Below are 24217 nucleotides of genomic sequence, written 5' to 3' on the forward strand. Positions count from 1 at the left end.
GAAGAAAGGGTGTAGCCTGCCACTTTTAGCTTTCGTCGGCGATGACTTGGATCAATCGCCCGGGAAGGCCTTTATCTATTGCATAAACAGTCAATATAATCGCAATTTCATTCACGCTACAAGCAATTACTTTTCCTTATGTTCCTGCATTATTTTGCAGAAATACGAACACCGGTGAAAAACAGTGACTTTATGCGGGTCCAGACTCTGATGCAGAATAAAAATCTGCCATTAATTCAACAATCAGAACATAACGTCATAAAGGGCGCTTTTGTATAGTGAGTCAGATCACACTCTGCTGCCGCTTAGTCTGCCGTTTACTCAATGTAAAAATAGTTAAATTAACTTATTTATCAAAAAGTTAATTCATGTTTAGCACTTTTTTGTATAAATAAGCTCGGCATTTGACCTGTGTACGGATTCCCGATAACTTGGAAATCCGCTGGAAGCTTTCTGGATGAGCAGTCTGCTCATCATATTTATGCAGTAATTGAGATTCCCTCTTAAGCAAGTCCTCAACACTTGTGTATCGATGCGAAAAGGAAATTAAAAGAGGGCGACATGCGAGGCAAATGCCCCGTCGCCATGCTCTTTTTACGCCTGTGCGCATCGTTCAGGAGGGGCTCCCGTAGAGCCTGGGGAGGTTCACTGATATGTTGTACGATAAATCCCTTGAGAGGGATAACTGTGGTTTCGGCCTGATCGCCCACATAGAAGGCGAACCTAGCCACAAGGTAGTGCGCACCGCTATTCACGCACTGGCCAGAATGCAGCACCGTGGCGCTATTCTCGCCGACGGTAAGACCGGTGATGGTTGCGGCCTGTTGCTGCAAAAACCCGATCGTTTCTTCCGGATTGTGGCGGAAGAGCGCGGCTGGCGTTTAGCCAAAAATTACGCCGTGGGCATGCTATTCCTGAACCAGGATCCGGAAAAGGCCAGCGCATCGCGCCGTGTTGTTGAAGAAGAGCTTCAACGTGAGACCTTGTCCATTGTTGGCTGGCGCGATGTGCCGACGAACGACGGGGTGCTCGGTGAAATAGCCCTCTCCTCGCTGCCTCGTATTGAGCAAATTTTTGTTAACGCCCCGGCAGGCTGGCGTCCGCGCGATATGGAGCGTCGTCTGTTTATCGCCCGTCGCCGTATTGAAAAACGCCTGCAGGAAGATAAAGAGTTCTACGTTTGTAGCCTTTCGAACCTGGTGAACATCTATAAAGGTCTGTGTATGCCGGCTGACCTGCCGCGCTTCTACCTGGACCTGGCGGACCTGCGTCTGGAATCGGCCATTTGCCTCTTCCACCAGCGCTTCTCCACCAATACCGTACCGCGCTGGCCGCTGGCGCAGCCGTTCCGCTACCTGGCGCACAACGGTGAAATTAACACCATCACCGGTAACCGCCAGTGGGCGCGTGCGCGTACCTATAAATTCCAAACGCCGCTGATTCCGGATCTCCATGATGCCGCGCCGTTCGTCAACGAAACCGGCTCAGACTCCAGTTCGATGGATAATATGCTCGAACTGCTTCTGGCAGGTGGGATGGATATCGTGCGCGCGATGCGTCTGCTGGTACCGCCAGCATGGCAAAACAACCCGGATATGGATCCGGACCTGCGCAGCTTCTTCGACTTTAACTCCATGCATATGGAACCGTGGGACGGCCCGGCGGGCATTGTGATGTCCGACGGTCGTTTCGCCGCCTGTAACCTCGACCGTAATGGTCTGCGTCCGGCGCGCTATGTCATCACCAAAGACAAGCTGATCACCTGTGCTTCTGAAGTGGGCATCTGGGATTACCAGCCGGACGAAGTGGTGGAAAAAGGCCGCGTTGGTCCAGGCGAGTTGATGGTTATCGATACCCGCGGCGGGCGCATCCTGCACTCGGCAGAAACCGATGACGACCTGAAAAGCCGCCACCCGTACAAAGAGTGGATGGAGAAAAATGTCCGCCGTCTTGTGCCATTTGAAGATCTGCCGGATGAAGAAGTTGGCACTCGTGAAATGGATGATGACCTGCTGGCCAGCTATCAGAAACAGTTTAACTACAGTTTTGAAGAACTGGACTCCGTTATCCGCGTACTGGGTGAAAATGGCCAGGAAGCAGTCGGATCAATGGGTGATGACACACCATTCGCCGTGCTCTCCAGCCAGCCGCGCATTATTTATGACTACTTCCGTCAGCAGTTTGCGCAGGTAACCAACCCGCCTATCGATCCGCTGCGTGAAGCGCACGTGATGTCGCTGGCCACCAGTATTGGCCGCGAAATGAACGTCTTCTGCGAAGCTGAAGGCCAGGCGCACCGTCTGAGCTTTAAATCGCCGATCCTGCTCTATTCCGATTTCAAACAGCTCACGACGATAAAAGAGGAGCACTACCGCGCTGATACGCTGGATATCACTTTTGACGTCACCGAAGTGACGCTGGAAGAGACCGTTAAGGCGCTGTGTGATAAAGCTGAACAGATGGTGCGTAACGGCACTGTGCTGCTGGTGCTCTCCGATCGCAATATCGCCAAAAATCGCCTGCCGGTGCCAGCGCCAATGGCAGTGGGCGCCATCCAGACACGTCTGGTTGAGAAGAGCCTGCGCTGTGACGCCAACATTATTGTCGAAACGGCCAGCGCTCGCGACCCGCACCACTTCGCTGTGTTGTTGGGCTTCGGCGCGACGGCAATCTACCCGTATCTGGCATATGAAACGCTGGCCAAACTGGTTGACAATAAAGCCATCGAGAAAAACTACCGCACGGTGATGCTGAACTACCGTAACGGCATCAACAAAGGTCTGTACAAGATCATGTCCAAAATGGGCATCTCGACCATTGCCTCTTATCGCTGTTCAAAACTGTTCGAAGCCGTCGGTCTGCACGACGATGTCGCCGCACTGTGCTTCCAGGGTGTGATTAGCCGTATTGGCGGCGCTGGCTTTAGCGACTTCCAGCAGGATCTGCTGAACCTCTCTAAAGTCGCCTGGCTGGCGCGTAAGCCGCTTTCGCAAGGCGGTTTGCTGAAGTATGTTCACGGCGGCGAATATCACGCTTACAACCCGGACGTGGTGCGTACGCTGCAACAGGCAGTACAGAGCGGCGAGTATAGTGACTATCAGGAATATGCGAAGCTGGTGAACGAACGTCCAGCGGCAACGCTGCGCGACCTGTTATCCATCACGCCAAACGGCGAAGCGGTCAATCTGAAGGACGTGGAACCGGCGAGTGAGTTGTTTAAACGCTTTGATACTGCGGCCATGTCTATCGGTGCATTGAGTCCGGAAGCACATGAAGCGCTGGCTGAAGCCATGAACAGCCTTGGCGGATTCTCGAACTCTGGTGAAGGTGGTGAGGATCCAGCGCGTTACGGCACCAACAAAGTCTCGCGTATTAAGCAGGTTGCTTCTGGTCGCTTCGGCGTCACACCGGCTTATCTGGTAAACGCTGATGTTATCCAGATCAAAGTCGCTCAGGGGGCTAAACCAGGTGAAGGCGGTCAGTTACCGGGTGATAAAGTCACGCCGTACATCGCGAAACTGCGCTACTCCGTACCTGGCGTCACGCTGATTTCTCCGCCGCCGCACCACGATATTTACTCGATTGAGGATTTGGCACAGCTCATTTTTGACCTGAAACAGGTCAACCCGAAAGCGATGATCTCCGTGAAGCTGGTTTCCGAACCAGGCGTCGGCACCATCGCAACCGGTGTGGCAAAAGCATACGCCGACTTGATCACTATCGCCGGTTACGATGGCGGCACGGGTGCGAGCCCGCTCTCCTCCGTGAAATATGCTGGTTGCCCGTGGGAACTGGGGCTGGTGGAAACCCAACAGGCGCTGGTTGCCAACGGTCTGCGTCATAAGATCCGTTTGCAGGTGGATGGCGGTCTGAAAACCGGGCAGGACATCATTAAAGCGGCGATCCTGGGCGCAGAAAGCTTTGGCTTCGGCACCGGCCCGATGGTGGCGCTGGGCTGTAAATATCTGCGTATCTGTCACCTGAACAACTGCGCAACCGGCGTAGCAACGCAGGACGATAAACTGCGTAAGAACCACTATCACGGCCTGCCGTTCAAAGTAACGAACTACTTCGAATTCATCGCACGTGAAACCCGTGAGTTGATGGCGCAACTGGGTGTGAAACGTCTGGTCGACCTGATTGGCCGCACTGACTTACTCAAAGAGCTGGAAGGCTTCACCGCGAAGCAACAAAAACTGGATCTGGCGAAACTGCTGGAAACCGCTGAACCCCATCCGGGTAAAGCGCTGTACTGCACCGAAAACAACCCGCCGTTTGATAATGGCGTGCTGAATGCGCAATTGCTGCAGCAGGCGAAACCGTATGTGGATGAAAAACAGAGCAAAACCTTCTGGTTCGATATCCGCAACACCGACCGTTCCGTTGGCGCATTGTTGTCTGGCTATATTGCGCAGACGCATGGCGACCAGGGTCTGGCGGCCGATCCGATTAAAGCCCACTTTAGCGGCACCGCAGGCCAGAGCTTCGGCGTGTGGAACGCAGGCGGGGTTGAGCTTTACCTGACCGGCGATGCCAACGACTACGTCGGTAAAGGTATGGCGGGCGGTCTGCTGGCCATTCGTCCTCCGGTGGGTTCGGCGTTCCGCAGCCATGAAGCGAGCATTATCGGTAACACCTGTCTTTATGGCGCTACCGGTGGCCGCCTGTATGCCGCAGGGCGTGCGGGCGAGCGTTTCGCTGTGCGTAACTCGGGGGCTATCACCGTAGTGGAAGGCATTGGCGATAACGGTTGTGAATACATGACCGGCGGTATTGTTTGCGTACTGGGTAAAACCGGCGTCAACTTCGGTGCGGGTATGACAGGCGGCTTCGGCTATGTGCTGGATGAAGACGGTGAATTCCGTAAACGCGTTAACCCGGAACTGGTGGAAGTGTTGAGCGTCGATGACCTCGCCATCCATGAAGAGCATCTGCGCGGTCTGATCACCGAGCATGTGCAGCATACCGGTTCTCAGCGCGGCGAAGAGATCCTGGCGAACTGGCCAGCATTTGCGGCGAAATTCGCTCTGGTTAAGCCGAAATCCAGCGATGTGAAAGCCCTGTTAGGTCACCGTAGTCGCAGCGCGGCTGAGTTGCGCGTGCAGGCGCAGTAAGGAATTCAGATGAGTCAGAATGTTTACCAATTTATCGACCTACAGCGCGTTGACCCGGCAAAAAAACCGCTGAAACTGCGTAAAATTGAATTTGTTGAGATCTATGAGCCCTTCTCTGAAGGTCAGGCCAAGGCGCAGGCAGATCGCTGCCTCTCCTGCGGCAACCCTTACTGCGAGTGGAAATGCCCGGTTCATAACTACATTCCGAACTGGCTGAAGCTGGCTAACGAAGGGCGTATTTTCGAAGCCGCAGAGCTGTCGCATCAGACCAACACCCTGCCGGAGGTGTGCGGGCGCGTATGCCCGCAGGATCGTCTGTGCGAAGGCTCCTGTACGCTGAATGACGAATTTGGTGCCGTGACCATCGGTAATATCGAGCGCTATATCAACGATAAAGCCTTCGAAATGGGCTGGCGTCCGGATTTAACGGGCGTGAAGCAGACAGACAAGCGTGTCGCCATCATCGGTGCAGGTCCGGCCGGGCTGGCGTGTGCCGACGTGCTGACCCGCAATGGTGTAAAAGCGGTCGTCTTTGATCGTCACCCGGAGATCGGCGGCCTTCTGACCTTTGGGATCCCGGCATTTAAGCTGGAAAAAGAGGTAATGACGCGTCGTCGTGAAATCTTCACCGGCATGGGCATCGAATTCAAACTGAATACAGAAGTCGGTCGTGACGTACAGTTGGAAGATCTGCTGAAAGAGTATGACTCCGTCTTCCTGGGCGTGGGAACCTACCAGTCCATGCGTGGTGGCCTTGAGAATGAAGATGCGCAGGGTGTCTATGATGCATTGCCGTTCCTGATCGCCAATACCAAACAGCTTATGGGCTATGGCGAAACACCGGACGCACCTTACGTCAGCATGGAAGGTAAACGCGTCGTGGTGCTTGGCGGGGGTGACACCGCGATGGACTGCGTACGCACTTCGGTTCGCCAGGGTGCCACGCACGTCATCTGCGCCTATCGCCGTGACGAAGAGAACATGCCGGGCTCGAAACGCGAAGTGAAAAACGCACGCGAAGAGGGTGTGGAATTCCAGTTTAACGTGCAGCCGCTGGGCATTGAGATTAATGCCAACGGAAAGGTCTGCGGCGTGAAAATGGCGCGTACCGAGATGGGGGCACCGGATGCGAAAGGCCGTCGTCGTGCAGAGATCGTTGCAGGTTCAGAGCATGTGGTGCCTGCGGATGCAGTTGTTATGGCGTTTGGTTTCCGTCCTCACAGCATGGAGTGGCTGGCGAAGCACAGCGTTGAGCTGGACTCTCAGGGCCGTATTATCGCACCTGAAGGTAGCGAAAATGCCTTCCAGACCAGCAACCCGAAAATCTTTGCCGGTGGTGATATCGTGCGGGGTTCCGATTTGGTCGTTACCGCCATCGCCGAAGGCCGTAAGGCGGCTGAGGGCATCATGAATTTCCTTGAAGTGTAATATCCATGTAGTGCCCAAAAGGAGGCTTCGGCCTCCTTTTTTATTGTCTCTTTTCAGGGAAGCATTCAGGAACTACCGATAGCAAAACAGGGCCAACCGGCCCTGTTTGTTTTATTTCACTACCCGCAGCGACGGACGCCCGCCGCGCGGCGGCGGATCATCGTCAGGATTGTTATCCTGATCGTCTGCGTGGTCAGGTTTATCACCGTCGATAACCGACATTACCGTCTCGCTTTCCTGCGCAGAAGCCTCGCCATCATCGTTCAGACTAACGGCGTCTTCGTCGTATGCAGCTTCTGGTTCAAACATGGTGCCAGCGCCGTTTTCACGGGCATAAATCGCCAGTACAGCGGCAAGCGGCACAGAGACCTGGCGAGGTACACCACCGAAGCGAGCGCTGAAGCGCACTTCGTCATTGGCCAGCTCCAGGTTTCCGACCGCGCGCGGCGCGATGTTTAACACGATTTGCCCGTCACGCGCATACTCCATCGGCACGCGTACGCCCGGCATCGTCACATCAACAACCAGATGCGGCGTAAGCTGGTTATCCAGCAGCCATTCGTAAAAGGCCCGTAATAGGTACGGACGGCGTGGAGACAGTTGTGACAAATCCATGCAATTAACCCCGGCCCAGGCGCATTTCGCGCTCGGCTTCTGTCAGAGAGGCGAGGAAAGAGTCGCGTTCAAATACCCGCGTCATATATCCTTTCAGCTCTTTAGCACCTGTGCCGCTCAGCTCGATACCCAATACCGGCAAACGCCACAGCAGCGGAGCAAGGTAGCAATCCACCAGGCTGAATTCGTCATTCAGGAAGTAAGGTTTCTGAGTGAACAGCGGGCCAATCGCCAGCAGTTCTTCACGGAGTTGTTTACGCGCTGCGTCAGCCTGCGCACCGCTGCTGTTCTGGATAGTATTCATCAGCGAATACCAATCCTTCTCAATACGGTGCATGTACAGACGGCTTTCACCGCGTGCGACCGGATAAACCGGCATCAACGGCGGGTGCGGGAAACGCTCATCCAGATATTCCATAATGATGCGTGATTCCCACAGAGTGAGCTCACGATCTACAAGTGTCGGTACGCTTTGATTCGGGTTGAGGTCAATCAGATCCTGAGGAGGATTATCCTTTTCCACGTGCTCAATTTCGAAGCTGACACCTTTTTCGGCCAGCACGATACGGACCTGATGGCTATAGATGTCCACAGGACCAGAAAACAGCGTCATTACCGAACGTTTGTTGGCAGCGACAGCCATGAAAACCTCCAGGTATATTCAGTATTTACTACTACCGGACCTAATCGACCGGTCAGATGTTGAGTTAACCACCCGCGCGTACTGTCACTCTCGTTTAAAAAGCAAACAAAAAATGAACAATCCCAGCCATTTGGGCAGAAAATTGGATGATAGTTTACCAGATTTTGCGGGCTTTGTGGTGAGGGGATTCTGGAAATGCTGAAAAAGAAGAGATAATCAATCAATTACTGTGGATAAGATGATTTTTATCCATAAAAAAACCCGGTTTGCACCGGGTTTTTTCGCCAATCGTTCTGCCGAAGCAGAAACCAATTAACGTTTGGAGAACTGCGGACGACGACGTGCTTTGCGCAGACCGACTTTTTTACGTTCAACCTGACGAGCGTCACGAGTGACGAAGCCAGCTTTACGCAGTTCGGAACGCAGAGACTCGTCGTACTCCATCAGAGCGCGGGTGATACCGTGACGGATCGCGCCGGCCTGACCAGAGATACCACCACCTTTAACAGTGATGTACAGGTCCAGTTTTTCTACCATATCAACCAGTTCCAGCGGCTGGCGAACTACCATGCGAGCAGTTTCGCGACCGAAGTACTGTTCCAGAGAACGCTGGTTAATAACGATTTTACCGTTGCCCGGTTTGATGAACACGCGAGCGGCGGAGCTTTTGCGGCGACCAGTGCCGTAGTATTGATTTTCAGCCATTGCCTATAATCCCGATTAGATGTCAAGAACTTGCGGTTGCTGTGCCGCGTGGTTGTGCTCGTTGCCTGCGTAAACTTTCAGTTTACGGTACATAGCACGACCCAACGGGCCTTTTGGCAACATGCCTTTAACCGCGATTTCAATCACACGCTCAGGACGGCGGGCAATCATCTCTTCAAAGGTCGCTTCTTTGATACCACCGATGTGGCCGGTGTGGTGGTAGTACATTTTGTCTTCACGCTTGTTGCCGGTTACAGCAACTTTTTCTGCGTTCAGAACGATGATGTAATCACCAGTATCAACGTGCGGAGTGTATTCCGCTTTATGCTTACCGCGCAGGCGACGAGCCAGTTCGGAAGCCAGACGGCCCAGAGTTTTACCGGTCGCGTCAACAACATACCAGTCGCGTTTTACGGTTTCTGGTTTAGCTGTAAAAGTTTTCATTAAAAGCTTACCCAAATAAATTAGTTACACGTTGGTGAACACCCAAACGCTTAAATACAAGTGAGGTTCACACGACATTGTCCAGTAAACCCACCCCTTCGGATATGTTTAGCCGGCACACAAGTGTTTCGGGAAAAAAACCTTGTTGTAACGTGGGGTCGCAGGATTATAGAGAAGTCGGGGTCAAAGATCGACCCCTTTTTGTGATTTGGATTGGGATTTGTCGCGTCTTTTCCCGCCTCACTACGGCATATGTGTGCGTTTCAGATACTCCTCGCTCTGCATCTCCTGCAGACGCGATAAGCAGCGCTGAAATTCAAACTTCAGGCGTTCACCTTGATAAATCTCATGCAGCGGCGTCGCGGCGCTCACCACCAGTTTGACGTGACGCTCGTAAAACTCATCCACCAGCGCAATAAAGCGCCGAGCCTCACTTTCCATCAGCGGCGTCATCACGGGCACATCAAATAACAGAACGGTATGGAACAGCCGTGAGAGTGCAATGTAGTCGTGCTGACTACGCGCATCCACACAGAGCGTGGCAAACGACACCGCCAGCGTCTGGTTTTCCACGCCCAGGGTTGGCAACGGCCGGTGATTAATTTCCAGCTCCGGCGCTCGCTCGCGTTTTGCACCCGCCAGCGCCAGCCAGAGTTTGTCCATCTGCTGGTGAGTTTCATCATTAAGTGGCGTCAGCCACAGATGCGCCTGCGTTAACGTACGCAGGCGATAATCCACACCCGCATCGACATTCATAATGTCGCAGAACTGCTTGATTGCATCGATAGCGGGCAGGAAACGCGAACGCTGCAAGCCGTTGCGATACAGCTCATCTGGCGGAATATTCGAGGTGGCAACCAGCGTGATCCCACGCGCGAACAGCGCTTTCATCAATCCGCCAAGTAACATTGCGTCGGTGATATCCGACACGAAAAATTCATCGAAACACAGCACATCGGTTTCGGCTTTAAAGCGATCAGCCACAATTTCCAGTGGGTCTGTTTGCCCTTGCAGCGAAGTGAGCTCTTCGTGCACACGAAGCATAAAACGGTGGAAATGCAGGCGCTGCTTACGGGCTCCGGGCAGGCTTTGATAGAACAGATCCATCAGCCAGGTCTTCCCGCGCCCTACACCGCCCCACATATACAGGCCGCGTACTGGTGCTAACGTGCGCGTATCGCGCTTACCCAGCCATTTGCTGAACGTTGTCAGCAGTCCGCTGTTCTGCGGCGCGGCAGTTTCGCTACGGTCGATTAACGCCTGGTAAATAATATCCAGTCTATTAACCGCTTCTTTTTGCACATCATCCGGCTGATGACTACCCTCGTGCAGGGCATTTAAATATCGCGATGTCGGGGAAAGGCTTTGCATGGTGTTATTGTTGTTCCTTGAAAATCGATCCGCCCCCACAGGGTTGACGAAAAAAAGGCCGTTCTACACTACGCGATGCTGCGGCAGGATTCCACTTCTGCACTATTAGCGGTTATAGTGGCACTATCAGGCGCAGGCAGGAGCTTGCTGCCGGGACCCTACGGAATCACAAAACAACGGGAGAAGTTCATGACCTGGGAATATGCGCTAATTGGGTTGGTTGTCGGCATTATTATCGGTGCCGTGGGCATGCGTTTCGGAAACCGCAAATTGCGCCAACAACAGGCCTTGCAGTACGAACTGGAAAAAAACAAAGCCGAACTGGAAGAGTACCGCGAAGAGCTGGTGAGCCACTTTGCTCGCAGCGCAGAGCTTCTGGATAACATGGCACACGACTACCGCCAGCTTTACCAGCACATGGCCAAAAGCTCCTCCAGCCTGCTGCCGGAAATGTCCGCGGAAGAAAACCCGTTCCGTAACCGTCTGGCTGAATCCGAAGCCAGCAACGATCAGGCGCCGGTACAGATCCCGCGCGACTATTCAGAAGGCGCATCCGGCCTGCTGCGCGGCAGCGCAAACCGCAAATAATCGCTCCTTTTCCTTATTTTTACGGGCGCGTATCGCGCGCCCGTCCCTTCTTCTGCATCGCAGCTATTATTTAGTCGTTCACCTCATTGTTACGCGGTTGAAATTTCAATAACATCAAATTGTTTTGGAGCGTCATTCCTTTCACTTCAGGTAACGAGAGCCAGCATCAATGAAGAAACCAACCCAGCTGTTGAGTGCGTTTGCGTTAAGTGTCGGGTTAACTCTCTCGGCACCATTCCAGGCGATGGCGGCGATGCCATCACAAGTGCCTGGCCAGGGTGCGCTACCAAGCCTTGCGCCGGTTCTGGAAAAGGTTCTGCCCGCCGTGGTGAGTGTGCAGGTTGAAGGCACGGCCGTACAGGGTCGGAAAATCCCTGAGGAACTGAAGAAATATTTCGGCGAAGAGATGCCGGATCAGCAGCAGCAACCGCAACCCTTTGAAGGTCTGGGTTCCGGCGTCATTATCGATGCCGCCAAAGGTTATGTGTTGACCAATAACCACGTCATCAATCAGGCGCAAAAAATCAATGTGCAACTGAACGATGGACGCGAGTTCGAAGCCAAACTGATTGGCAGCGACGATCAGAGCGATATTGCTCTGCTGCAGCTGCAAAACGCGTCTAACCTGACGCAAATCGCTATTGCCGATTCGGATACGTTGCGCGTGGGCGATTTCGTTGTCGCTGTTGGCAACCCGTTCGGCCTGGGTCAGACGGCGACATCCGGCATTGTCTCTGCGCTTGGGCGAAGCGGTCTGAATCTTGAAGGGCTGGAAAACTTTATTCAAACCGACGCCTCTATCAACCGCGGCAACTCCGGCGGCGCACTGCTGAATCTTAACGGTGAGCTGATCGGTATTAATACGGCGATCCTCGCACCGGGCGGCGGTAGCGTAGGCATTGGCTTTGCCATTCCCAGCAATATGGCGCAAACGCTCTCTAAGCAACTGATTCAGTTTGGTGAGATAAAACGCGGCCTGCTCGGTATTAAAGGCACGGAGATGAGCGCAGACATCGCCAAAGCCTTTAATCTCAATGTTCAGCGTGGCGCATTTGTCAGCGAAGTGTTACCGAATTCCGGATCTGCAAAAGCAGGAATCAAATCCGGTGATGTGATTGTTAGCCTGAACGGGAAGTCTTTAAACAGCTTTGCTGAGCTGCGTTCACGTATTGCCACCACAGAACCCGGTTCAAAAGTGAAACTCGGCATTCTACGCGATGGTAAACCGCTGGATGTGGAAGTGACGCTGGATAAAAGCACCTCCTCTTCCGCCAGCGCGGAGCTGATTTCTCCCTCCTTGCAGGGTGCGGAGTTAAGCGATGGCCAGCTTAAAGACGGCACCAAAGGCATTACCATTGGCGAGGTAGAGAAAGGCAGCGCCGCTGCGCAGGCCGGTCTGCACAAAGATGATGTGATAATTGGCGTGAACCGCGATCGTGTGCAATCCATCGCGGAAATGCGCAAAGTGCTGGAAACGAAACCTTCGGTAATGGCGTTGCATATCATCCGCGGAAACGACAGCATCTATTTATTGCTGCGTTAAGCGTTTCCCCTTCCCGGGCATCACCGCCGCATGTGATGTCCGGGTAACTCATGGTATGCTGCTGCCGTTCCCTCTTATTAATGACTATCCCATCATGTATGTGAAGCTTTTACGCTCGGTTGCAATCGGTGTTGTCGTGGGTGGCCTGATCATCGCCGCCATGCCTTCGTTACGCCAGCATAACCCTCTGATGTCACGTCAATTCGACAGCGCAGACGAAACACCCGCCAGTTATAACCAGGCGGTTCGTCGCGCGGCGCCCGCAGTGGTGAATGTCTATAACCGCAGCCTGAATAGCTCCACCCATGACCGCCTCGAAATCCGCACCCTCGGTTCTGGCGTAATCATGGATCAACGCGGCTATATCATTACCAACAAACACGTGATTAACGACGCAGACCAGATCATCGTCGCGTTGCAGGATGGTCGTGTGTTTGAGGCGCTGCTGGTCGGTTCGGATTCACTGACCGATTTGGCGGTACTGAAGGTTAACGCCACCGGCGGACTGCCGGTGATCCCCATCAATGCCAAACGCACACCGCATATCGGTGATGTGGTTTTGGCTATCGGCAACCCGTATAACCTCGGGCAAACCATTACCCAGGGGATTATCAGCGCCACCGGTCGTATCGGCCTGAACCCTACCGGTCGGCAAAATTTCCTGCAAACCGATGCCTCCATCAACCACGGCAACTCCGGTGGTGCATTGGTTAACTCGCTGGGTGAACTGATGGGCATCAACACCCTTTCCTTCGATAAAAGTAATGATGGTGAGACGCCAGAAGGCATTGGTTTTGCGATCCCCTTCCAGCTGGCTACCAAGATTATGGATAAGTTGATTCGCGATGGCCGGGTAATCAGGGGCTATATCGGTATTGGCGGTCGGGAAATCGCTCCATTGCATTCGCAGGGCGGTGGCATCGATCCGATTCAGGGGATTGTCGTTAACGAAGTCTCAACCGATGGGCCAGCCGCGCGCGCAGGCATCCAGGTGAATGATGTGATTACGTCCGTGAACGGTAAACCTGCGGTTTCAGCTCTCGAAACCATGGATCAGGTCGCGGAAATTCGCCCGGGTTCGGAAATCCCGGTGGAAGTGATGCGTGATGATAAGAAGTTGACCTTCAAAGTCACGATTCAGGAATACCCGTCGACCAATTGACGACAACAAAAAACCGGAGCGACAGGCTCCGGTTTTTTTTCGCTTCCCGCCATCGCGGGGCTACAGCTTTTAGCGGTTAACGAAGTCAACGCCAAGCTGGATGTCTTTATGTAGCGTCTCCAGCATGCCTTCAAGCGACTGCTGCTCAAATGCGCTGAGCTTACCGATAGCATGACGCTCTTCGATACCGTTTTTCCCCAGACGCAGCGGTTGTGCAAAGAAACGCGCATACTCGCCGTCACCTTCAACATACGCACATTCCACCACGCCTTGTTCACCTTGTAGCGCGCGCACCAGCGACAGACCAAAACGCGCAGCGGCCTGGCCCATAGAAAGTGTTGCAGAGCCGCCACCCGCTTTCGCTTCAACCACTTCTGTACCCGCATTCTGGATACGTTTGGTCAGATCAGCGACTTCCTGCTCAGTAAAACTCACGCCCGGAATCTGTGACAGCAGCGGCAGGATGGTGACGCCAGAGTGGCCACCGATCACCGGCACTTCAATAGTGCCTGGCTGTTTGTTCTTCAGTTCGGCGACAAAGGTATTAGAACGGATGATATCCAGCGTGGTCACGCCAAACAGCTTGTTCTTATCATAGACACCGGCTTTTTTCAGCACTTCAGCAGCAATAGCCACGGTGGTGTTCACCGGGTTGGTGATAATGCCAATGCAGGCTTTTGGCGCGGTTTTCGCCACCTGCGCCACCAGATTTTTGACGATACCCGCATTCACGTTGAACAGATCGGAGCGATCCATACCCGGTTTACGTGCGACGCCAGCCGAAATCAGGACGACATCAGCCCCGACCAGCGCAGGGGTAGCGTCTTCGCCGGCAAAGCCTTGAATGTTCACATCGGTCGGAATATGGCTGAGATCCACAGCGACCCCTGGCGTAACAGGGGCAATATCATAGAGTGAGAGTTCTGAACCAGAAGGCAGTTGTGTTTTCAGTAGTAGGGCTAGCGCCTGACCGATACCGCCGGCCGCGCCGAGGACTGCGACTTTCATCCTAAACTCCTTATTATGGTTAGCTAAATATTTTGTTACTCCGTTGCGGCGACCTTAATTCACCCTGATAATTATGACAATGACCCTGCAAAAATTCTGCGGACTGGCACACTGTTAGATCTTATAGTAGGTGGATACGACCGACAGATCGGCAAACTAAGCAACTAACACAGAGAGTTTATAATATAGCTCTGTTGTTCACCAAAATTACATCAACTTTATAACATTTACTTTACTTTCAAATGTTATTTGCGACGCAGGACACAAGCCACTGTCCTTCATGGCAGTTTTTGATAAACTCCGCGCCTTCCACGGTTTTTTTCAGAATTTACCTCAGCAGATTATTTGCATAAAAATTCATCAATATGCATAATGATGTTGTTTTCATGGCCATAATACGGGTGACTTATGCGAAGCTCGGCAAAACAAGAAGAATTAGTTAAAGCGTTCAAAGCGCTGCTTAAAGAAGAGAAATTCAGTTCTCAGGGAGAAATTGTCCAGGCTTTGCAGGATGAAGGCTTCGACAATATTAATCAGTCCAAAGTATCCCGCATGCTGACTAAATTCGGTGCGGTGCGCACACGCAACGCAAAAATGGAAATGGTTTACTGCCTGCCGGTTGAACTTGGCGTCCCGACCACGTCCAGTCCGCTGAAAAACCTTGTGCTGGATATCGACTATAACGACGCGGTGGTCGTGATCCACACCAGCCCGGGTGCTGCGCAGCTTATTGCACGTCTGTTGGATTCTCTGGGTAAAGCAGAAGGGATCCTCGGCACCATCGCCGGTGACGACACCATCTTTACTACGCCTTCCAGCAACTTTACCGTTAAACAACTGTACGAAGCGATCCTGCAAGTCTTCGAACAGGAGCTTTAATCGCTTTCCCCCCCGGTTTTTACCGTGGGGGAATGTTCGGCTTTTCCTCCTCTCACCCCGACATTTCACCACGCTTACTTTAACAGTTAGTGCGATTTATCGTTTCGCTTGACCGCTCCAGCGCATACCACCGCACAAAAAATCAAATCCAGATATCCATATGATTTTATTAACTATCGTTAAGTAATTTATGACGCAGCGGTGATTTTTTATGCCTCAAGGTAATAAAAAAGCACATCCTTTATTCCGATAATTGAGAGTTATAATTAGCTTGGTATTAATTCTTTGCGTGATTAGTGTATACTTGATTTTGTGATGAGGGTCACGAAATAAGACCCCCGAAGAAATTAAAGCAAAGAATACGACGAGGTAAGCATCATGAATATCAAATCAACTGTAGCAACACTGAGCCTGCTGTCAGCACTGTCATTCGGCGCATTCGCCGCTGATTCCATCAATGCTGATCAGGCACAATCCCGCCAGTCTCTGGGCACCGTTTCTGTTGGCGCGATCGCCTCTTCTCCGATGGATATGCGTGCTGAGCTGAACAAAAAAGCGGAAGCACAAGGCGCATCGGCTTACCGCATCATCGAAGCCCGTACCGGTGACCAGTGGCACGCTACTGCTGAACTGTACAAATAAGTTTTACCAATAAACCCTATGTAATGTCGCTCAACAGCACCAGGCATAAAAAAAGTGGTTCAATCCTTCTCGCTGTTGAGACGCTCTTAAGGAGACTGACAATGAAACGTAATCTGATCATCGCATCCCTTGGCCTTGCTTCACTGATCTCTTTTGGCGCAAGCGCCGCCACCCTGGTCACTAACGATCAGGCCAGCAACCTGCAACCTATGGGCAGCGTCTCTGTATCGCAGGTAGCCGGTGTGCCGATGGATATTCGCCAGGAACTGTCCGCAAAAGCTGACGAGGCGGGTGCCAGCAGCTATCGCATTATCGAAGCACGTACGGGCGACCATACGCACGTAACGGCGGAACTGTATAAATAAACCCTCGTCGTCTTGTCCGACGACTTGCCCCTGCCTGTCAGGGGCTTTTTTTTGCCTTCAGCGAACGTTAAAGCGCAACTGACCTTCCAACTCCTCTTCAGCTTCGTCGAACAGCAATATCAACGCACCAAAACGGCGACGCTGTTTTTCCGGTAAATGCGTAAACTCAATCTCCACCGGTAACGGTAACTCCCCTTCCATCACCACGTCCCACAATGAATCCAGATCGTGAATTTTCTCGCGATCAATAGCGAACTGGTGGGTAAATTCACGATAGAAAGCACGTTGATCAACAATGTTTTTAAAATCGAACGTATAGGTTTTCATGGTCTCCGCCCCCCGCCAACGGGGCGGCATCCGCCGCCCGTAACGTTACAGTCCCCCGAGATGCAGGGTTTTCACTTCAAGGAATTCCTCCAGTCCCAGCACCGATCCTTCACGGCCCAGCCCCGACTCCTTCACCCCGCCAAATGGCCCCAGTTCCGTTGATACAGCGCATTCGTTAATGCCAATCATCCCGCTCTCAAGCGCCTGCGAAACACGGAATACCCGCTGCAGATTCTGCGTATAGAAGTAGGCCGCAAGACCAAAAGGCGTGGCATTAGCCCGCGTCACGACCTCCTCCTCCGAGGTAAACCGGAAACAGGCCGCCACCGGACCAAATGTCTCTTCCTGCGCCAGTTTCATACCGTCACTGCAATCGCCCAGAACCGTGGGAAGCCAGAAATTACCCCCGAGGCTATGAGGTTTGCCGCCCGTCAGCACTTTCGCGCCTTTGGCCACCGCATCGTCCACATGCTCGCGCACTTTCTCCACGGCGGCAGGTTCAATAAGCGGGCCAACGACTACCCCCTCATCCAGACCATTCCCAACCTTCAGCGCGCTCACTGCTGCGCTCAACTTCTGGGTAAACTGCTCATAGACCGATTCATGGATATAAAAACGATTAACGCTGACACAAACCTGACCGGCATTACGGAATTTATTAGCAATCGCCCCCTGCACCGCCGCGTCGATGTCCGCATCTTCAAACACGATATAAGGTGCGTTCCCGCCAAGCTCCATCGACACTTTCTTCATCGTTTCGGCGGCATTGCGCACCAGCGTTTTACCGACAGCGGTCGAGCCAGTGAACGAAATCTTGCGCACGTCATGGCTGGCCATAATAGCATCGCTGATTTCAGCGGTATTGCCGGCAACGGCATTCAGCACACCATCCGGTACTCCCGCTTTTTTTGCCAACGTCAGCAAGGCAAACGCGCTAAGCGGCGTGTTATTGGCAGGCTTGATGACCCCGGTACAACCCGCCGCCAGCGCCGGTCCCAGTTTGCGCGTCAGCATCGCCATCGGGAAGTTCCACGGCGTAATAGCCGCCACCACACCGACGGGTTCTCGGGTCGCCAGGATCCGCGAACCGGGCTTAATCGGGGGAATAATCTCCCCGTTGGCGCGTTTGGCCTGCTCCGCAAACCACTGAATAAAGCTGGCGGCATATTCCACTTCGCCTTCGGCTTCTTTCAAAGGCTTGCCCTGTTCGGTGGTCATCAACCGACCCAGCCAGCTTTTATTTTCAATGATCAATTCATACCAGCGATAAAGAATGGTGGAACGTTCTTTCGCGGTTTTCGCCCGCCATGCGGGGAAGGCCCGGCTCGCAGCGGCAATAGCCTCTTCCGTCTCTTTTTTGCCTGCTTTAGCAACTTTCGCAATGACTTCACCGGTGGCGGGGTTCAGAACGTCAAATGTGGTAGCCAGCGATTTCCAGACGCCATCAACCAGATAACCGGTCTGAAAAAGCGCGTTATCCTGCAGTGCCTGCGTGGTCATTTGTCCTCCTGATCGGTGATATGTGAAATCTCTTCCCAAGTATAGACATAAAAAAACCGACGCTTTTGGCGTCGGTTCTGCGTTTAACTGCGGGTAAGCGCATGCTGGTATTTCCGTAACATGCCTGTCAGCCGGTGTACAGGCTCTGTAACCTGCGGCGGAGCATCCCAGTGGTGCAATTTATGCTGGTAAATGTCCAGCTCATCCAGTAACTGCGTAAAACTGAGCTGGCGCTTATTATCGTTACTGGCAGAAATGACCTGCGCGGCGGTACGACGTAGCTGCCGGTGAAACGCCGAGAGATCGTCATTAATCGGTACAGGCGCATCGCGCAGGCGCTGGTGAGCAATAATCAGCGTTAATGCCAGACGAAACTTCGCTATATCGCCGGGAAATTTGTTCAACAGCAGAAAAAGCTGCTGGTACAGCGCAGGCAAATGGTTCTCTTTACGGCGCGCAGCATTGGTGGTCATCGCCGACACCGCCGCCGACACAAACTGATTCAACAACATGCGTCCGGTGCGTGCTTGCGAATTATCCCGCACCAGCAGCAGCACCAGCATCGCCAGCACCACACCCACCAGTTGCCCCAGCGCATTATCCAGAAACTGGCTGAACTTAAAGGTCATAGGGTTATCCAGCACCAGGATATTAATGGTTCCCGCCAGTGTCGCCATCGAGCCCAAACGCCGTTTCTGCACTTCTATGCCAATGAAGAACGCAAGCACCGCCATACTGATACAGAGCAGCAGCATGCTTTGCTGGGTAGAAGGCAGGATCACTAAGTAATAGAACGACCCGATAGGCAACGCCCATAACATGCCGTATATAAAGTCTTTTGCCACCATTTTCGGATTAGGCAAACGCATCGCCAGTGAGGTGACAACGGCAATCATCACCATCGAACCGCTGCCAGATGTCCAGCCCGTCCATAACCAGAACAGCGTCCCGAGCATGCATGATAATGTCGTGCGCCAGAAGTTAACCATCGCATGATGGCGCTCCGCCGATTCCGGTTTCACCACCGTTTCGCCCTGCAACACCTCTTCTTCAATGGTGCTGATCTTCGCATTACCCATCACGCCACGTTTCAGCAGCAGATAGCGGGTTGCCGCGCCAACCCAGCTATAAATAGTCACCGGCGTCTCCCGCTCACCGGTCCAGGCGATCACGCGACGCATTCTTTTCATCTGTTTGTGAACATCCTGCACACTGTCGACCGGCTCATTGAACAACTCGCGGAAGGTGTCCGTGATCAGTTCCGGGCGAGTATTTTGAATCAGGTACGTTTCGCACGCCTGCGTGATTAATGTCAGCGACAGAGTATTTATCACCTTCAGGCGTCGGTTAGCACGCCCCCAGCGGGAAGACTCAATTTTCAGGTTGGTGCGCATGCCCTCCAGCGCGGTCGTCCGGCGCACCAGGGCGGCCCAGGCTTTGTCGACTTCTTCACTGTCGCCATGTTTGATGCACAACTGCATCAGTTGATAGTGCGCCACCAGCAGGCTATCCAGTTCACGGTCAATTTCCTGCTTAATTGAGCGCGGGGAAAACAGCAGATCGGCGACAATCGCACAGAGAATACCCACGACAATTTCGCTGCAACGTTCAACGGCAAATTGCGGGGCCAGCAGCGGTTCAGTTTGAATGGTGACGACAATAATTAACGCGGTGTAACCCGCCAGTCCCCAGGCATAGGAGTTTTCGACGCGCACCAGCGAAGAGACCCAGGTGCAAAACCCGGCCCAGATACAGCACACCATCAGCATCAGCAGCGGGGTGCGGATCAGCGTGATAATAATGGTTAATCCGGCAATACAACCAATAAAGGTGCCGACAATGCGCAACATCCCGCGATAACGGATCGCACCGGAATAAGGTTCGCCGCCAGCGGCAAAGGCCGGCCCCGCAGCAACAATAGCAGCGGTCAGCACCGCCCAGCGTGGCGTTTCAAGTTGAAAGTGAAAACCGACGAACAACGCCAGCACCACGGCAAAGGCCAGTTTGAAGGCAAAACGCAGATGCTGGCTGGCAATTGAGAACAGCCCCATAGCGATTACCCCAGCTCACGCAGACGATGCGCCATTTTGCGGAAGAAAGAGTCCTGGCTTTCATCGCGATCGGATTGCCCCGTCACCACCACTGTCGCGGTCGTGCCCGACGGCCACAGGTTCCCCTGTTGCTGATCGAGGCGGATACGCACCGGCACACGCTGTGCCAGACGAACCCACTCCAGATTGGAGTCAATGGTTGCCATTCCTTTGCTGTCATTGCTGCTACTGGCATTCGTTACCCCGGCGGCAATGCTGTCCACGGTTCCTTTCAATACCTGATTACTGCCCAATGGGGTCACTTCCGCCCGGTAACCCGCGCGCACACCTTCCAGTTTGGTCTCTTCCATATAAGCCAGAACATAGAACGTGTTCTGCTTCACCAATGCCACAGCGGTAGAACCACGGGTGATAAACTCACCGGCGTAAACGTTAAGGTTGGTGACCCAGCCATCCGCCGGGGCGCGAATAATCGTGCGTTCTAGATCCAGCTTCGCCAGGTCGCGGGTCGCAACGGCTTTTGCTAACTGATGCAGTTCGGTTTGCAGCGTATTATTGGCCTGGTCGATTTCCTCTCGCGACATCGCCTGCACGCCCAATTGGTTACGACGCCCGGCTTCACGGCGTTTTTCGCTGACCAGCGCTTCGTAATAGGCGACATCCGCCTCGTCTTGTTCCAGGGCTTTTTGATAGCGCGGCTGATCGATAGTGAACAGAACTTGTCCCTGTTTCACCAGTTGGTTGTCATGCACATTGACTGACGTTACCAGACCGGTGACATCCGGCGCGATGGCGACGACGTCAGCGCTAAAACGTGCATCGCGCGTCCAGGGCGATTCAGTGTAATAAACCCAGGCGCGGAAGATTGCGATGAATGCCAGGATAACCAGTACCATCGTGATGGCGGTACGGGTGATATTTCTTGTTAGTGTTTTCACATCTACCTCAAACAAACAGGCGCGACAGCAGATAAAACAGGCAGCAGTAGAGCGCGGTATTAAATAACGCCGGGTGCCAGACAAAGTCGTAGATCCCGGTCGGGACCAGCACACGGCGCACCAGCCAGAAGATCGCCAGTGACAAAATTAATTCGAAAAAAATCGGTGGGAACGATAAACCGAACACCACGATTACGGGAAACAGACTCATGTTGACCTTGATTAGAGAGCACGCAGGTGACAATTTTTCTCACGTCACCGCAGGAGTAAGGGCAAGGAAAGCCAGGCGAGAGTGACGCGTTTTTTCTTACCCTGATCGGGCTTAGCCGCCCCAGGGTGATTATTCAGCTAACAGTATATTAACGTAACTGTTATGCTGTTATCTATATAATGTGATCTAAATCACTTTTAAGCCAGAGTGAATAATGGAACGACTAAAGCGGATGTCGGTATTTGCCAAAGTGGTGGAGCTGGGCTCTTTTACCGCCGCTGCCCGACAGTTACAAATGAGCGTTTCGTCCATCAGCCAGACGGTGGCAAAGCTGGAAGATGAGTTGCAGGTAAAGCTGCTTAACCGCAGCACGCGCAGCCTGGGGCTGACCGAAGCCGGTAAAATTTACTACCAGGGCTGTCGAAGGATGCTGCATGAGGTACAGGATGTACACGAGCAACTTTATGCGTTTAACAACACACCTATCGGCACGCTGCGCATTGGGAGTTCTTCAACCATGGCGCAAAATGTGCTGGCAAAAATGACAGCGGATATGCTGAAAGAGCATCCGGGGTTGTCGGTTAACCTGGTGACCGGTATCCCTGCGCCGGATCTGATCGCCGACGGGCTGGATGTGGTGATCCGCGTTGGAGCATTGCAGGATTCCAGTCTCTTCTCCCGCCGTCTTGGCGCAATGCCGATGGTGGTCTGCGCTGCCAAAAACTATCTTGCCCAATACGGCATTCCTGAAAAACCCGCCGATCTGGCAAATCACTCCTGGCTGGAGTACAGCGTGCGCCCGGATAATGAGTTTGAGTTGGTCGCGCCGGAGGGGATCTCCACGCGGTTGATCCCGCAGGGGCGTTTTGTCACCAACGATCCGATGACGCTGACGCGCTGGCTGACCGCCGGAGCCGGGATCGCATTTGTGCCGTTAATGTGGGTGATCGATGAGATCAACAATGGCACGCTGGAGATCCTGCTGCCGCGTTATCAATCGGATCCCCGCCCGGTTTATGCGCTGTATACGGAAAAGGATAAGCTGCCGCTCAAGGTGCAGGTGTGTATTAACTATCTGACGGATTACTTTATCGATGTGGCAAAGGTTTACCAGAGTATGCAAGGCCGCAGTGTGTGATGCTCCCCTCCCGTAAAGGAGAGGAGCGGTGAGCCATTATGCCGTGCCGCCGACGGTGAGTTTGTCCACTTTCAGCGTCGGCTGTCCCACGCCGACCGGTAAGCTCTGGCCCTCTTTGCCGCAAACGCCAACGCCGTTGTCCAGCTTCAGGTCATTACCCACCATGGAGATCTGCTGCATCGCTTCAATGCCGGAGCCAATCAGCGTCGCGCCTTTTACCGCTTTGGTGACTTTGCCTTTTTCGATCAGGTAGGCTTCAGAGGTCGAGAACACGAACTTGCCGGAGGTGATATCCACCTGGCCGCCGCCAAAGTTCGGCGCATAGATACCATAATCCACCGATTCAATAATTTCCTGCGGCGTGGATTTACCTGCCAACATATAGGTATTGGTCATGCGCGGCATCGGCAGATGCGCATAAGACTCACGACGCCCGTTACCGGTAGGTTTAACCCCCATCAGACGCGCGTTCATTTTGTCCTGCATATACCCTTTCAACACACCGTTTTCGATCAGCACATTGTACTGGCCCGGCGTACCTTCATCGTCAATAGCAACCGAGCCGCGGCGGTCGACAATGGTGCCATCATCCACCACGGTACAAAGTTCAGAGGCGACCAGTTGCCCCATCTGACCACTGAACACTGATGTGCCGCGACGGTTGAAATCGCCTTCCAGACCGTGACCGACCGCTTCGTGCAGCAGCACGCCAGGCCAGCCAGCGCCCAATACCACCGGCAACGTGCCCGCGGGCGCAGCAACAGCAGAAAGATTGACCAACGCCATACGTACGGCTTCTTTGGCCCACGCATCTGCGCGTACGTCGCCATCGACCTCTTGCAGGAACCAGTCATAACCAAAACGACCACCGCCGCCGCTGGAACCACGCTCGCGCTTGCCATCATCTTCAACCTGGACGCTAACCGAGAGACGCACCAGCGGACGCACATCCGCCGCCAGCGTACCATCGGTTGCCGCCACCAGAATCAGCTCATAAACACCGGTCAGACTGGCGGAAACTTCCTGCACGCGGTTGTCCGCCGCCCGGGCAACGTTATCCACACGGCGCAGAATATCCAGTTTCTCTTCGCGGCTCATACTTTGCAGCGGATCGATGCTGGTATAAAGGCGCTGATGCTCCACCGCCCCCAGGGTTTTCACCTTCCCGTCGCCCTCTTCACGCACGATGGTACGTGCCGCCTGTGCGCTCTGCTCCAGCGCCAGCAGGCTGATTTGGTCAGCATAGGCGAAACCGGTTTTCTCTCCACTCACGGCCCGCACACCCACGCCCTGGTCGATGTTATAAGAACCATCTTTGATGATGCGGTCTTCCAGAACCCAGGATTCGTGATAGCTCGACTGAAAATAGAGATCGCCGTAGTCAAGACGACGCGCGGTCAGTTGGCCAAGAATGGTAAACAGATCCTGATGGCTCAGGCCATTCGCTGCCAGCAGTTGTTCACTCACCAGATTAAGACTCATCATTATTTTCTCGTCGTTGCCGCCACTTCGGGCAATAAAAAATGCGATATAAGGAGCTTGAGG

At 53.5% G+C, this 24217-nt stretch carries 21 protein-coding genes; 9 read left to right on the plus strand and 12 right to left on the minus strand.

Annotation, left to right across the window (positions count from 1 at the left end):
• Positions 1 to 653: 653 nt before the first annotated feature.
• Both gltB and GA0061071_RS21760 read left to right on the plus strand, forming a co-directional pair.
• Positions 654 to 5114 (plus strand): glutamate synthase large subunit, encoded by a 4461-nt coding sequence (gltB, locus tag GA0061071_RS21755; RefSeq protein WP_061492983.1) that lies wholly within the window; start codon positions 654 to 656, stop codon positions 5112 to 5114.
• A 9-nt stretch (positions 5115 to 5123) separates the two neighbouring features.
• Positions 5124 to 6542, plus strand: coding sequence for a glutamate synthase small subunit (locus GA0061071_RS21760; protein ID WP_061492982.1), 1419 nt, complete (start codon positions 5124 to 5126; stop codon positions 6540 to 6542).
• 111 nt (positions 6543 to 6653) lie between these two features.
• On the opposite strand, the gene sspB is transcribed toward GA0061071_RS21760, so the two are convergent.
• The 5 genes from sspB to zapE all read right to left on the minus strand — a co-directional run bounded on the left by sspB (position 6654) and on the right by zapE (position 10320).
• Positions 6654 to 7157, minus strand: coding sequence for a ClpXP protease specificity-enhancing factor (gene sspB, locus GA0061071_RS21765; RefSeq protein ID WP_088236599.1), 504 nt, complete (start codon positions 7155 to 7157; stop codon positions 6654 to 6656).
• A gap of 4 nt (positions 7158 to 7161) precedes the next feature.
• Complete coding sequence (gene sspA / locus GA0061071_RS21770; RefSeq protein ID WP_045512693.1) at positions 7162 to 7800, minus strand: stringent starvation protein SspA; 639 nt, start codon at positions 7798 to 7800, stop codon at positions 7162 to 7164.
• Between the two features lie 312 nt (positions 7801 to 8112).
• A complete protein-coding gene (rpsI, locus tag GA0061071_RS21780; protein WP_000829818.1) occupies positions 8113 to 8505 on the minus strand; it encodes a 30S ribosomal protein S9 in 393 nt (130 codons plus the stop codon).
• A gap of 15 nt (positions 8506 to 8520) precedes the next feature.
• The gene (rplM, locus tag GA0061071_RS21785; RefSeq protein WP_004868222.1) at positions 8521 to 8949 is read right to left on the minus strand and encodes a 50S ribosomal protein L13; all 429 of its coding nucleotides are present in this window, start codon (positions 8947 to 8949) and stop codon (positions 8521 to 8523) included.
• A gap of 243 nt (positions 8950 to 9192) precedes the next feature.
• Positions 9193 to 10320 carry a cell division protein ZapE gene (gene zapE, locus GA0061071_RS21795; RefSeq protein ID WP_088236600.1) on the minus strand — a complete coding sequence of 376 codons (1128 nt, stop codon included), beginning with the start codon at positions 10318 to 10320 and terminating at the stop codon, positions 9193 to 9195.
• A 189-nt stretch (positions 10321 to 10509) separates the two neighbouring features.
• On the opposite strand from zapE, the gene zapG reads away from it, so the two are divergent.
• From zapG to degS, 3 genes are all read left to right on the plus strand, one after another.
• A complete protein-coding gene (gene zapG / locus GA0061071_RS21800) occupies positions 10510 to 10908 on the plus strand; it encodes a Z-ring associated protein ZapG (RefSeq protein WP_088236601.1) in 399 nt (132 codons plus the stop codon).
• A gap of 169 nt (positions 10909 to 11077) precedes the next feature.
• Positions 11078 to 12451 carry a serine endoprotease DegQ gene (gene degQ / locus GA0061071_RS21805; protein WP_088236602.1) on the plus strand — a complete coding sequence of 458 codons (1374 nt, stop codon included), beginning with the start codon at positions 11078 to 11080 and terminating at the stop codon, positions 12449 to 12451.
• Positions 12452 to 12545: 94 nt separating this feature from the next.
• The gene (degS, locus tag GA0061071_RS21810; protein WP_061499737.1) at positions 12546 to 13613 is read left to right on the plus strand and encodes an outer membrane-stress sensor serine endopeptidase DegS; all 1068 of its coding nucleotides are present in this window, start codon (positions 12546 to 12548) and stop codon (positions 13611 to 13613) included.
• 69 nt (positions 13614 to 13682) lie between these two features.
• On the opposite strand, the gene mdh is transcribed toward degS, so the two are convergent.
• Positions 13683 to 14621, minus strand: coding sequence for a malate dehydrogenase (gene mdh / locus GA0061071_RS21815; RefSeq protein WP_061492977.1), 939 nt, complete (start codon positions 14619 to 14621; stop codon positions 13683 to 13685).
• Between the two features lie 408 nt (positions 14622 to 15029).
• Here mdh and argR point away from each other — a divergent pair, with 408 nt between their 5' ends.
• The 3 genes from argR to yhcN (GA0061071_RS21830) all read left to right on the plus strand — a co-directional run bounded on the left by argR (position 15030) and on the right by yhcN (GA0061071_RS21830) (position 16507).
• A complete protein-coding gene (gene argR / locus GA0061071_RS21820) occupies positions 15030 to 15500 on the plus strand; it encodes a transcriptional regulator ArgR (RefSeq protein WP_061492976.1) in 471 nt (156 codons plus the stop codon).
• A gap of 378 nt (positions 15501 to 15878) precedes the next feature.
• Positions 15879 to 16142 carry a peroxide/acid stress response protein YhcN gene (yhcN, locus tag GA0061071_RS21825; RefSeq protein ID WP_061492975.1) on the plus strand — a complete coding sequence of 88 codons (264 nt, stop codon included), beginning with the start codon at positions 15879 to 15881 and terminating at the stop codon, positions 16140 to 16142.
• Between the two features lie 101 nt (positions 16143 to 16243).
• Positions 16244 to 16507, plus strand: a complete 264-nt coding sequence (gene yhcN / locus GA0061071_RS21830; RefSeq protein WP_061492974.1) for a peroxide/acid stress response protein YhcN — start codon at positions 16244 to 16246, stop codon at positions 16505 to 16507.
• 57 nt (positions 16508 to 16564) lie between these two features.
• Here yhcN (GA0061071_RS21830) and GA0061071_RS21835 read toward each other — a convergent pair whose 3' ends face one another.
• The 5 genes from GA0061071_RS21835 to aaeX all read right to left on the minus strand — a co-directional run bounded on the left by GA0061071_RS21835 (position 16565) and on the right by aaeX (position 21534).
• Positions 16565 to 16834 carry a barstar family protein gene (locus GA0061071_RS21835; protein ID WP_061492973.1) on the minus strand — a complete coding sequence of 90 codons (270 nt, stop codon included), beginning with the start codon at positions 16832 to 16834 and terminating at the stop codon, positions 16565 to 16567.
• A 45-nt stretch (positions 16835 to 16879) separates the two neighbouring features.
• Positions 16880 to 18334, minus strand: coding sequence for an NAD-dependent succinate-semialdehyde dehydrogenase (locus GA0061071_RS21840; protein WP_061492972.1), 1455 nt, complete (start codon positions 18332 to 18334; stop codon positions 16880 to 16882).
• Positions 18335 to 18417: 83 nt separating this feature from the next.
• A complete protein-coding gene (gene aaeB / locus GA0061071_RS21845) occupies positions 18418 to 20385 on the minus strand; it encodes a p-hydroxybenzoic acid efflux pump subunit AaeB (RefSeq protein WP_088236603.1) in 1968 nt (655 codons plus the stop codon).
• A gap of 5 nt (positions 20386 to 20390) precedes the next feature.
• Positions 20391 to 21323: a p-hydroxybenzoic acid efflux pump subunit AaeA gene (gene aaeA / locus GA0061071_RS21850; RefSeq protein ID WP_088236604.1), complete on the minus strand. Its 933-nt coding sequence runs from the start codon at positions 21321 to 21323 to the stop codon at positions 20391 to 20393.
• Positions 21324 to 21330: 7 nt separating this feature from the next.
• Positions 21331 to 21534: a p-hydroxybenzoic acid efflux pump operon protein AaeX gene (gene aaeX / locus GA0061071_RS21855; protein ID WP_061492969.1), complete on the minus strand. Its 204-nt coding sequence runs from the start codon at positions 21532 to 21534 to the stop codon at positions 21331 to 21333.
• 214 nt (positions 21535 to 21748) lie between these two features.
• On the opposite strand from aaeX, the gene aaeR reads away from it, so the two are divergent.
• The gene (gene aaeR, locus GA0061071_RS21860) at positions 21749 to 22672 is read left to right on the plus strand and encodes an HTH-type transcriptional activator AaeR (protein WP_061492968.1); all 924 of its coding nucleotides are present in this window, start codon (positions 21749 to 21751) and stop codon (positions 22670 to 22672) included.
• Positions 22673 to 22708: 36 nt separating this feature from the next.
• Here the strand turns inward: aaeR and tldD are convergent, their stop codons facing one another.
• Positions 22709 to 24154 (minus strand): metalloprotease TldD, encoded by a 1446-nt coding sequence (gene tldD, locus GA0061071_RS21865; RefSeq protein ID WP_088236605.1) that lies wholly within the window; start codon positions 24152 to 24154, stop codon positions 22709 to 22711.
• Positions 24155 to 24217 lie beyond the last annotated feature (63 nt).

Source organism: Kosakonia oryzendophytica (assembly GCF_900094925.1).
Lineage (GTDB): Bacteria > Pseudomonadota > Gammaproteobacteria > Enterobacterales > Enterobacteriaceae > Kosakonia > Kosakonia oryzendophytica.